The sequence below is a fragment of the Mycobacterium sp. 1423905.2 genome (assembly GCF_001673155.1).
Lineage (GTDB): Bacteria > Actinomycetota > Actinomycetes > Mycobacteriales > Mycobacteriaceae > Mycobacterium.
Genome location: NZ_LZLE01000252.1, coordinates 17,500 through 28,240, shown reverse-complemented (window position 1 = coordinate 28,240; position 10,741 = coordinate 17,500). Strand labels below are relative to the sequence as shown.

12 protein-coding genes and 1 pseudogene are annotated in these 10,741 nt (G+C 66.6%); 9 read left to right on the top strand and 4 right to left on the bottom strand.

Annotated features, from left to right (window positions below; all coding sequences use genetic code 11):
• A partial coding sequence (locus A9W95_RS28425; RefSeq protein ID WP_371328083.1) for an AAA family ATPase occupies positions 1 to 143 on the bottom strand: 143 nt, incomplete at its 3' end.
• An 18-nt stretch (positions 144 to 161) separates the two neighbouring features.
• Between A9W95_RS28425 and A9W95_RS16215 the strand changes: the two are divergent.
• From A9W95_RS16215 to A9W95_RS16205, 3 genes and pseudogenes are all read left to right on the top strand, one after another.
• A pseudogene (locus tag A9W95_RS16215) lies at positions 162 to 1,040 on the top strand (AAA family ATPase); the annotation flags it as partial.
• On the top strand, positions 1,037 to 1,990 hold the full coding sequence (locus A9W95_RS16210) for a DUF58 domain-containing protein (protein WP_067414676.1): 954 nt from the start codon (positions 1,037 to 1,039) through the stop codon (positions 1,988 to 1,990). The pseudogene A9W95_RS16215 and the gene A9W95_RS16210, both read left to right, overlap by 4 nt.
• 10 nt (positions 1,991 to 2,000) lie before the next feature.
• Positions 2,001 to 3,008 (top strand): VWA domain-containing protein, encoded by a 1,008-nt coding sequence (locus tag A9W95_RS16205; protein ID WP_067414674.1) that lies wholly within the window; start codon positions 2,001 to 2,003, stop codon positions 3,006 to 3,008.
• Positions 3,009 to 3,093: 85 nt separating this feature from the next.
• Here the strand turns inward: A9W95_RS16205 and A9W95_RS16200 are convergent, their stop codons facing one another.
• On the bottom strand, positions 3,094 to 3,939 hold the full coding sequence (locus tag A9W95_RS16200) for a hypothetical protein (protein WP_067414671.1): 846 nt from the start codon (positions 3,937 to 3,939) through the stop codon (positions 3,094 to 3,096).
• Between the two features lie 222 nt (positions 3,940 to 4,161).
• Here A9W95_RS16200 and fabG1 point away from each other — a divergent pair, with 222 nt between their 5' ends.
• Genes fabG1 through A9W95_RS16185 form a run of 3 tightly spaced genes read left to right on the top strand, consistent with a single transcriptional unit; the run spans position 4,162 to position 6,769 of the window.
• Positions 4,162 to 4,917 (top strand): 3-oxoacyl-ACP reductase FabG1, encoded by a 756-nt coding sequence (gene fabG1 / locus A9W95_RS16195; RefSeq protein ID WP_067414669.1) that lies wholly within the window; start codon positions 4,162 to 4,164, stop codon positions 4,915 to 4,917.
• A gap of 16 nt (positions 4,918 to 4,933) precedes the next feature.
• Complete coding sequence (gene inhA / locus A9W95_RS16190; protein WP_067414666.1) at positions 4,934 to 5,743, top strand: NADH-dependent enoyl-ACP reductase InhA; 810 nt, start codon at positions 4,934 to 4,936, stop codon at positions 5,741 to 5,743.
• Positions 5,744 to 5,749: 6 nt separating this feature from the next.
• Positions 5,750 to 6,769, top strand: a complete 1,020-nt coding sequence (locus A9W95_RS16185; RefSeq protein ID WP_067414663.1) for a ferrochelatase — start codon at positions 5,750 to 5,752, stop codon at positions 6,767 to 6,769.
• On the opposite strand, the gene A9W95_RS16180 is transcribed toward A9W95_RS16185, so the two are convergent.
• A complete protein-coding gene (locus A9W95_RS16180; protein WP_067414661.1) occupies positions 6,770 to 7,693 on the bottom strand; it encodes a hypothetical protein in 924 nt (307 codons plus the stop codon). It lies immediately after the preceding gene.
• A 57-nt stretch (positions 7,694 to 7,750) separates the two neighbouring features.
• Between A9W95_RS16180 and A9W95_RS16175 the strand changes: the two genes are divergently transcribed.
• The 3 genes from A9W95_RS16175 to A9W95_RS16165 are packed head-to-tail and all read left to right on the top strand — an operon-like array spanning position 7,751 to position 9,715.
• Complete coding sequence (locus tag A9W95_RS16175) at positions 7,751 to 8,185, top strand: NfeD family protein (RefSeq protein ID WP_067414658.1); 435 nt, start codon at positions 7,751 to 7,753, stop codon at positions 8,183 to 8,185.
• Positions 8,186 to 8,206: 21 nt separating this feature from the next.
• Positions 8,207 to 9,352: an SPFH domain-containing protein gene (locus A9W95_RS16170; protein WP_067414656.1), complete on the top strand. Its 1,146-nt coding sequence runs from the start codon at positions 8,207 to 8,209 to the stop codon at positions 9,350 to 9,352.
• Between the two features lie 9 nt (positions 9,353 to 9,361).
• Entirely contained in the window at positions 9,362 to 9,715 is a 354-nt protein-coding gene (locus tag A9W95_RS16165; protein ID WP_067414653.1) for a DoxX family protein, read from the top strand.
• Positions 9,716 to 9,762: 47 nt separating this feature from the next.
• Here A9W95_RS16165 and A9W95_RS16160 read toward each other — a convergent pair whose 3' ends face one another.
• The gene (locus A9W95_RS16160; protein WP_067414651.1) at positions 9,763 to 10,680 is read right to left on the bottom strand and encodes an alpha/beta hydrolase; all 918 of its coding nucleotides are present in this window, start codon (positions 10,678 to 10,680) and stop codon (positions 9,763 to 9,765) included.
• Between the last annotated feature and the right edge of the window lie 61 nt (positions 10,681 to 10,741).

Below are 10,741 nucleotides of genomic sequence, written 5' to 3'. Positions count from 1 at the left end.
GTGGGCACCAGGTCGGGGGTGAACTGGATACGGGCGAAGGTGCCGCCCACCACGCGCGCGAAGGTTTCGACGGCCAGCGTCTTGGCGACGCCGGGCACACCTTCCAGCAGCACGTGTCCTTTGGCCAGCAGGCCAACCAGCATCCGTTCGACCAGTTGGTCCTGGCCGTCGAAACCTTCGCGCGCGTGGTGGGCGGCACCTTCGCCCGTATCCAGTTCACCCCCGACCTGGTGCCCACCGACATCATCGGTACCCGCATATACCGGCAGGGTAAGGAGGAGTTCGACACCGAACTCGGGCCCGTCGTGGTCAACTTCCTGCTCGCTGACGAGATCAACCGTGCGCCGGCCAAGGTGCAGTCGGCGCTGCTCGAGGTCATGGCCGAACGCCACGTGTCGATCGGCGGCAAAACCTTCCCGTTGCCCAACCCCTTCCTGGTGATGGCCACCCAAAACCCGATCGAACAAGAGGGCGTCTACCCGCTGCCCGAGGCGCAGCGCGACCGCTTCCTGTTCAAGATCAACGTCGGCTACCCGTCGCCGGAGGAAGAGCGGGAGATCATCTACCGGATGGGCGTCAAGCCGCCGCAGGCCAAGCAGATCCTCAACTCGGGTGACCTGGTGCGTCTGCAGGACATCGCGGCCAACAACTTCGTCCACCACGCGCTGGTCGACTACGTGGTCCGGGTCGTCACCGCCACCCGCCACCCCGAGCAGTTGGGGCTCAACGACGTCAAGAGCTGGATCGCTTTCGGTGCCTCCCCGCGCGCTTCGCTGGGCATCATCGCCGCGTCGCGGGCGCTGGCGCTGGTCCGCGGGCGTGACTACGTCATCCCGCAGGACGTCATCGAGGTGGTGCCCGACGTGCTGCGGCACCGGTTGGTGTTGACCTACGACGCGCTGGCCGACGAGATCTCGCCGGAGATCGTGATCAACCGCGTGCTGCAGACTGTCGCGCTGCCGCAGGTGAATGCCGTTCCGCAGCAAGGTCATTCGGTGCCGCCGGTGATGCAGGGCGCCACGGCCGCGGCCGGTCGGTGACCGATAGCAAGACGCCGGCGGTCGTCCACCCGCCGTCGATGCAACGCGGCTCCATCGACGACCCGAAGCTCGCGGCGGCGCTGCGCACTCTGGAGCTGACCGTCAGCCGCAAGCTGGACGGCATCCTGCATGGCGATCACCTCGGCTTGATCCCGGGACCCGGCTCCGAGCCGGGGGAGTCGCGCATGTACCAGCCCGGCGACGACGTCCGGCGCATGGACTGGGCCGTCACCGCGCGCACCACTCATCCGCATGTGCGGCAGATGATCGCCGACCGGGAGCTGGAAACCTGGCTGGTGGTCGACATGTCGGCCAGCCTGGACTTCGGTACCGCCGTCTGTGAGAAGCGTGACCTTGCGGTCGCGGCGGCTGCGGCGATCTCGTTCCTCAACACCGGCGGCGGCAACCGGCTGGGTGCGCTGATCTCCAACGGCGTCAACACCATTCGAGTGCCGGCGCGATCGGGACGTCAGCACGTGCAAACCATGTTGCGCACCATCGCGACCACCCCCCGCGCGCCGGTCGGTGTCCGCGGTGACCTGGCCGCCGCCATCGACTCGTTGCGACGCCCCGAGCGCCGGCGCGGGATGGCGGTGATCATCAGCGACTTCCTCGGGCCGATCAATTGGATGCGGCCGCTGCGTGGCATCGCCGCTCGCCACGAGGTGCTGGCCATCGAGGTGCTCGATCCCCGCGACATCGAACTGCCCGACATCGGTGACGTGATCCTGCAGGACGCCGAGTCCGGCGTCACCCGCGAATTCACCATCGATTCCCAGCTGCAGAGCGACTTCGCCAAGGCCGCGGCGGCCCATCGCGCCGACGTGGCCCGCACCATCCGCGGCTGCGGGGCGCCGGTGATGACGCTGCGCACCGACCGTGACTGGATCGCCGACATCGTCCGTTTCGTCGCGTCCCGCCGGCGCGGAGCCATGGCGGGGCGCCGGTGAGGGGTCTGCTATGACGTTGCCCTTGCTCGGGCCGATGACGCTGTCCGGCTTCGAACACTCCTGGTTCTTCCTGTTCCTGTTGGTCGTCGCCGGGTTGATCGCGCTGTACGTGATCCTGCAACTCGCGCGCCAGAAGCGGATGTTGCGATTCGCCAACATGGAACTGCTGGAAAGCGTGGCGCCCAAGCGGCCGTCGCGCTGGCGGCACCTCCCGGCGATCCTGCTGGCGTTGTCCTTGGTGCTGTTCACCATCGCCATGGCCGGGCCCACCAACGACGTCCGCATTCCCCGTAACCGGGCGGTGGTGATGCTGGTGATCGACGTGTCCCAGTCGATGCGCGCCACCGATGTCGAACCCAACCGCATGGCCGCCGCGCAGGAGGCCGCCAAGCAGTTCGCCGACGAACTGACCCCGGGTATCAACCTGGGATTGATCGCCTATGCCGGCACCGCGACCGTCTTGGTGTCCCCGACGACCAACCGCGACGCGACCAAGACCGCGCTGGACCGGTTGCAGTTCGCCGACCGCACCGCCACCGGGGAGGCCATCTTCACCGCGTTGCAGGCCATCGCGACCGTGGGCGCGGTAATCGGTGGCGGTGACACTCCACCGCCGGCGCGCATCGTGTTGTTCTCCGACGGCAAGGAGACGATGCCGACCAATCCGGACAACCCCAAGGGCGCCTACACCGCGGCACGCACCGCCAAGGATCAGGGTGTGCCGATTTCGACCATCTCCTTCGGCACTCCGTACGGGTTCGTCGAGATCAACGACCAGCGCCAGCCGGTGCCCGTCGACGACGAGACCATGAAGAAGGTCGCGCAGCTTTCCGGCGGCAACTCCTACAACGCGGCGACCCTGCAGGAGTTGAAGGCCGTCTACGCGTCGTTGCAACAGCAGATCGGCTACGAGACCATCAAGGGCGATGCGAGCGTGGGCTGGCTGCGGCTGGGTGCGCTGGTGTTGGCGATCGCGGGGCTGGCGGCGTTGCTGATCAACCGTCGCCTCCCGACCTAACCCCCGTTTCCTTCCTTCCGCGAGTGGAACCTGGCTGCGCTTTTGGGCCTCGATTTTCGCAGTGTGGTTCCACTCGCGGGGGCGTTCAGGCTCCTCGCGACGCCCACGCATCTCGAACCCGCCGAATGATGTCCGCGGGATGGTCGCCCGCGACGACCCGCACCACGATCCATCCGTAGTGGTGGGTGATTTTCTCGTGCCGTCGAATGTCCTTCTTGACGTGGTAACGGTCGCTGAGGTGATGGTCACCGTCGTACTCGACCGCGACTTTGATGTCCTCCCAGCCCATATCCAAATAGGCTTCTGCCCAACCCCATTCGTTGCGGACGGCGATCTGTGTCTGCGGACGGGGGAAGCCGGCCCGGATGAGCAGCAGACGCAGCCAGGTCTCTTTGGGAGATTGTGCGCCGGCGTCGACCAGGTCGAGGACTGCCCGCGCGGACTTGATGCCGCGACGGCCTCGATAGCGTTCGACCAGCAGATTGACATCGGCGGGCTTCACCTCGGTCGCCTGGATCAGGGCGTCCACCGCGGCGACGGCGGCGCCGACCGGGTATCGACTGGCCAGGTCCAGGGCCGTGCGGTCGGGCGTCGTCACACACATGCCGTCGATGACCCCGATCTCGTCGGCCTCAATCCGATCTCTCCATACTTGGACTCCCGGTGCTGGGCGGTGATTCGTGTCGATGATCGCGGCGGGCCTCTCCGGGCCGATCCACTTGGCGCCGTGCAGCGCGGAGGCGGAATAGCCGGCCAACACGCCACGCCGCCGCGAGCGCAGCCACAACGCCTTGGCCCGCAGCGACGCGCTCAGTTCTTGCTCGCGCGCGATGTAGACGTCCTTGTGCAGGGCGACGTAGCGGCTGCGCAGTTGGTACGGCGTCAGGACACCCGCGCTGAGGGCCTCGCTGCCCAGAAACGGCTCGGTCATGGCCGAAGTGTGGGAAGTCAGCCCGACAGATACTCGCCTGGCCGTTACCGAGGAAACGTGTCTGTGGATAGCCGCGGCGCTCGGGATGATCCACCCCTGCCGCCAACGGAACCGCACGGTGAAATGTCGGCCCCGAATTGGCAGCCTGGTTCCATTCGCGGGCTCGGACGTAGCCAGCGGGGCGATTTCGGCGTCAAGACGGCGAGGCGATAGGTTGGCCGGGTGACTGACACAGCCACTGAACTCGCCCCAGCCGGCGGCAGACCTCCCTTCGTCTCTCGTTCCGTCCTGGTGACGGGCGGAAACCGGGGGATCGGACTGGCGATTGCCCAGCGGCTGGCGGCCGACGGTCACAAGGTGGCCGTCACCCATCGCGGATCCGGGGCACCCGACGGCTTGTTCGGTGTCGAGTGCGACGTCACCGACAACGACGCTGTCGACCGCGCCTTCAAGGAGGTCGAAGAGCACCAGGGACCGGTCGAGGTGGTGGTGTCTAACGCGGGACTGTCCGCGGATGCGTTCCTCATCCGGATGACCGAGGAACGGTTCGAAAAGGTCATCGACGCCAACCTCACCGGGGCGTTTCGCGTCGTTCAGCGGGCAGCGCGCAGCATGCAGCGAAAGAAGTTCGGCCGGTTGATTTTCATCGGTTCGGTCTCCGGCATGTGGGGCATCGGTAATCAGGCCAACTACGCCGCCTCGAAGGCCGGTGTCATCGGCATGGCCCGCTCGATCGCCCGGGAGCTGTCGAAGGTCAACGTGACCGCGAACGTGGTGGCCCCGGGTTACATCGACACCGACATGACCCGCGGGCTGGATGAGCGGATTCAAGAAGGGGCGCTGCAGTTCATCCCGGCGAAGCGGGTCGGCACCGCCGCTGAGGTCGCCGGGGTGGTCAGTTTCCTGGCTTCCGAAGACGCGAGTTACATCTCCGGCGCGGTCATCCCGGTCGACGGCGGCATGGGCATGGGCCACTAACACACAAAGGACGGACATGGCAGGACTGCTCGAAGGCAAACGAATCCTGGTCAGCGGGATCATCACCGACTCCTCGATCGCCTTCCACATCGCGCGGGTGGCCCAGGAGCAGGGCGCGCAACTGGTGCTCACCGGGTTCGACCGGCTGCGCCTCATTCAACGCATCGTCGACCGGTTGCCGGAGAAGGCGCCGCTGCTCGAACTCGACGTGCAGAACGAGGAGCATCTGAGCACGCTGGCGCAGCGGGTGACCGAGGTGATCGGCGAGGGCAACAAGCTCGACGGCGTGGTGCACTCGATCGGCTTCATGCCGCAAAGCGGGATGGGCATCAACCCGTTCTTCGACGCGCCCTATGCAGACGTCTCCAAAGGGATCCACATCTCCGCGTATTCCTATGCGTCGCTTGCCAAAGCGCTATTGCCGATCATGAACTCGGGTGGTTCCATCGTCGGCATGGACTTCGACCCGAGCCGCGCGATGCCGGCCTACAACTGGATGACAGTGGCCAAGAGCGCCCTGGAATCGGTCAACCGGTTCGTGGCGCGCGAAGCCGGCAAGTACGGTGTGCGCTCGAATCTCGTTGCCGCCGGGCCGATCCGGACGCTGGCGATGGCCGCCATCGTCGGCGGTGCGCTCGGTGAGGAAGCCGGCGCGCAGATCCAGCTTCTCGAAGAGGGATGGGACCAGCGCGCTCCGGTGGGCTGGAACATGAAAGACCCCACGCCCGTCGCCAAGACCGTCTGCGCGCTGCTCTCCGACTGGCTGCCGGCCACCACGGGCGACATCATTTTCGCCGACGGCGGCGCACACACCCAGTTACTGTAAGGCGCAATGGAATTCGACGCCGTCCTGCTGTTGTCTTTCGGCGGGCCGGAAGGCCCCGAGCAGGTGCGGCCCTTTCTGGAAAACGTCACTCGGGGACGTGGGGTGCCCCCGGAGCGGCTCGACGCGGTGGCCGAGCACTACCTGCACTTCGGCGGTGTTTCCCCGATCAACGCAATCAACCGCGCGCTGATCGAACAGATTGTCGCTCAACAAGATCTCCCGGTGTACTTCGGCAACCGCAACTGGGAACCCTTCGTCGAAGACACCGTAATCACCATGTACGACAACGGTGTCCGGCGCGCGGCGGTGTTCACTACTTCGGCATGGAGCGGATATTCCAGCTGCACACAGTATGTCGAAGACATTGCCCGCGCCCGGCAAGGGGCCGGCCCGCAGGCGCCGCAATTGACCAAACTCCGGCCCTACTTCGACCATCCGCTGTTCGTGGAGATGTTCGCCGAAGCGGTCACCGCGGCCGCCGCCACCGTAGCGGCCGACGCGCGCCTGATCTTCACCGCACATTCCATTCCGGTCGCCGCCGACCAGCGTTTGGGTCCTAACCTGTATAGCCGCCAAGTGGCCTATGCCGCAAGACTTGTCGCGACGACCGCCGGATACGACGACTATGACCTGGCTTGGCAGTCCCGCTCGGGACCGCCGCAGGTGCCGTGGCTAGAGCCCGACGTCGGCGACCGTCTCAAATCGCTGGCCGATGACGGTGTCCAAGCCGTCATCGTGTGCCCCATCGGGTTCGTCGCCGACCACATCGAGGTCGTGTGGGATCTGGACAACGAGTTACGCGACGAAGCTCAACAGCTGGGCATTGCGTTGGCCAGGGCCACTACCCCTAACGCCGATCCCCGGTTCGCCCGGCTGGCAATTGATCTGATGGACGAACTTCGTTATGGCCGCGAGCCCGCGCGAGTGCGCGGCGCCGACCCGGTGCCGGGTTGTCTGGCCAGCGTCAACGGCGCGCCCTGCCGCCCGCCGCATTGCGCACGTCAAGACCCCGACGGCGCGGGCTAATCAATCCGCCCACGCGGAGTACAGAATCGCGTTGACCGCGGCCATGCGTGCTGAGCGCACCACGGCGGTCAACGGCCGCAGCGCACTGTTGGCGATGTGTGCTTCCGAGGACGACTGCGTACCAAGCGGTTCGATGCCCGCGGTGATGCGCGACGTCGACGAGTCGGGAAGCCGACTCAGCCCGGCGCTGACGGCGATGATGGCGTCGACGTGTGCGGCGTTTTCCAGCACCCGTAATGCACGGCACGGGGCGTGGTCCGGAACGCAGTGTTGCCGAGTCGATTCCAGCATCTGCTCTACCATCGCCCGCGGATTGTCCACACCGGCAGCCGCCGAACCCAAGCCGATGGCGCTCAACGCATCAGCGGCCGATCGCACCGCTGACCGCAAGGCGTATTCGGCGTCCCCCAACTCGTAGTGGTCGATCACGGGGGCGACCGGCAGCGAGTACACCGTCCAGGACAACGCGCAGATCTCCGGGAATTGGTCGTCGTCGGTCTCTTCGACGTCGTCGTAGGAGAACTCCGGGACGAGCCCGATGGCGGTGCCGGGGTCGGCCGCGTTGGTGATGATCACCGCCTCGCCGGCGGCCAGCGCGTCACGCTGGAACTGGGTGCCGGCCGACAACCCTCGCACGTCTCCGGGAACGGGCAGCACCACGCTGATCGGCCCGGGGGTCCGACCCGTCGCGGAGCTGTTGTTCCGGCCCGCGGCGGCCCGAACGGTCTGCAACAGCGACATGGTGCCGCCGTCGTGCACGTCAGGCCACGGCAAGCCGGTGTGGCCGGCGGCGACGGCATCGTAGGCTGTCACGGATTGCTTTGGCGCCCATAGCGATAACGCATCCAAGACGTCGTCGGGCGCGGCCTTGCCGGCAAGCCAGGCATTGGCCCACATCGACAGCGAAACACTGGGACACCACATGATCTCGCAGTGTAGTTGTTCGCCACGACTAAGGCCGATCACGCGTATTCTCAAGCCATGCCCGTGGCGCTGATCTGGCTGATCGCAGCGTTGGTGCTGGCCGGTGCCGAAGCGCTCACCGGCGACATGTTCTTGTTGATGCTCGGCGGTGGAGCGTTGGCGGCCGCCGGCACCAGCTGGCTCACGGACTGGCCGGTGTGGGCGGACGGCGCGGTATTTCTCGTCGTCTCGGTGCTGCTGCTGATGTTGGTGCGCCCGGCACTGCGGCGCCGGTTGACCCCGGCCAAGGGCGCGGTCATGGGGGTGCAGGCGCTGGAGGGCAAGAGCGCCCTGGTGCTGGACCGGGTGGCCCGCGACGAAGGCCAAGTGAAGCTCGACGGTCAGGTCTGGACGGCGCGCCCCCTCAACGACGGTGACACCTACGAGCCCGGTCAGCAGGTGACCGTCGTGCACATCGACGGTGCCACCGCGGTGGTCTTCAAAAACGTGTAACGCATCGAGAAAGGAATTCGGGTGAACGGTGCAGTTGCTGGTCTGGTGTTGTTGGCCGTCTTGGTGATCTTCGCCATCGTCATCGTCGCCAAGTCGGTCGCGCTGATCCCGCAGGCCGAGGCGGCGGTGATCGAGCGGCTGGGGCGGTACAGCCGTACCGTCAGCGGGCAGCTGACCCTGTTGGTGCCCTTCATCGACCGGGTGCGGGCCCGGGTGGACCTGCGTGAGCGGGTGGTGTCGTTTCCGCCGCAGCCGGTGATCACCGAGGACAACCTGACCCTCAACATCGACACCGTCGTCTACTTCCAGGTCACCGTTCCGCAGGCAGCGGTCTACGAAATCAGCAACTACATCGTCGGCGTCGAGCAGCTGACCACCACCACGCTGCGCAACGTCGTCGGCGGCATGACGCTGGAGCAGACGCTGACCTCACGGGACCAGATCAACGGTCAGCTGCGCGGCGTGCTCGACGAAGCGACCGGGCGCTGGGGCCTGCGGGTGGCCCGGGTGGAACTGCGCAGCATCGACCCGCCGCCGTCGATCCAGGCGTCGATGGAAAAGCAGATGAAAGCGGACCGGGAAAAGCGCGCGATGATCCTGACCGCCGAGGGCACCCGGGAAGCGGCGATCAAACAAGCCGAAGGGCAGAAGCAGGCGCAGATCCTGGCCGCCGAGGGCGCCAAGCAAGCAGCGATCCTGGCCGCTGAGGCCGAACGGCAGTCGCGGATGCTGCGCGCGCAGGGTGAACGAGCCGCGGCGTACCTAAAGGCGCAGGGTGAGGCCAAAGCCATCGAGAAGACGTTCGCCGCCATCAAAGCCGGTCGGCCGACTCCGGAGATGCTCGCCTACCAGTACCTGCAGACGCTGCCGCAGATGGCGCGCGGGGATGCGAACAAGGTGTGGGTGGTGCCGAGTGACTTCAGTGCCGCGCTGCAAGGGTTCACCCGGCTGTTGGGTGCCCCGGGTGAGGACGGGGTGTTCCGATTTCAGCCGTCCCCGGTCGACGACACGCCCCGGCATGCCGCCGACGGCGATGACGCCGAGGTCGCCGACTGGTTCTCCACTGAGACCGATCCCTCGATCGCTCAGGCCGTGGCCAAGGCCGAGGCCATCGCTCGCAAACCCGTGGACGGTGTGCTGGGCTCGCCGCCAGAGCTTCGGCAATAGGCTCGCACCATGAGCTTCCTGACTTCACCGAAAACCTATGCAGCTTTGGCGGCGTTCCAAGCCGGTGATGCGGTGGCGTGTGCCATCCCATTGCGGCCGATCGCCGACCTCCTCGATGACCTCGGCGTGCCCGAAGGTGTGCGGCCCGTGATGCCGGTGGCCAAGGCCGCCTCTGCGGTGGGCCTGGTGTCCGTCACCCGGTTCCCGGGTCTGGCGAGGCTGACCACCGCGATGCTGACGTTGTACTTCGTCTTGGCGGTAGCCGCGCACGTGCGCGTGCGGGATTTCCTGCGGGGTATCCCCGCGGTGGCATTCTTTGCGCTGTTCGCCGCGATGACGGCCAAGGGCCCAGACGGGAGTTAGTCCAGAGTCGGCTAACCCGGCACCGGATCGTTCGACGCGCGTACTTCCTAACCGAGGTGCGTCGTAAACCAGTCCCGCGCGGCCTGTGATGCCAGCGCGAACCCGTCGCCGGTGTAGGCCGCGAAGTGACCGCCCGGAATGAAGACGATTCGTTTCGGTTCGGCCGCCGTCTGGTATGCGGCGGTCGCCAGGTTCCCGCCGGTCAGGCCATCCTCGCGGCCGACAATCATCAGCAGCGGCGTCGGTGCAATGTCGGGCAGGTGGCGTGCCGGCTCGTAGCCGTAGAAGTTGTCCAGGCTGCGCAACGTCACCTCGTTGGGCCAGTCCTGATCCAGCGTTGCGCGTGCTTCGGTGAAGAACGCGTAGGCGTCGGGCGTGGGCAGGCCCACCAATGTGGTCGGGTCCTTCCCGACAACCGCCACCATGGCCGGCGCACCGCCGAGTGCGCGAGCGCGCCGGTCGGCGGTGAACCGCTCCGGGCCGACCACCTGGTTGTTGACCCGGGCAAGGTTGGCGTAGGTGACCCTGCCGCTGATGAACGGCGCCTGCCCGCAAACAGCCTGCACCCGCCGGTCGATCGCGGCGACGACGAAAGCGTGCGCGGCCGAGAAACTCGTTCCCCAGACGCCGATGCGGTCGGGATCGACCTCGGGTCGGTTCTGCGCGAAGGTGATCGCATGCCGGTAGTCGCCGACCTGCTCCCACGGGTCAACCTCGTGGCGGAGCTTGCCGGGTGCTGTCCCGGAGTCGCCCCAACCCCGGTGGTCGAAGACGAGCGCGCACAGTCCCGCCGCCGCGAACACTTCGGCGAACTTGTCGAGGTACATCTTCTTCGTTGACGTCCACCCGTGCGCCATGACCACACACGGGCTCGCCGTCCCAGCCTGGCGGGCTCTCAGGGCGGGGTACCACCAAGCGTGGAGCATCGCTCCCTCGGCGTCGAACGTGACGTGCTCGCGCAGCATTACTCTCACTCCTCGAAATGGCTTGCAGCGGACACGATTCCACAGTGGGCCGAACTCGGTC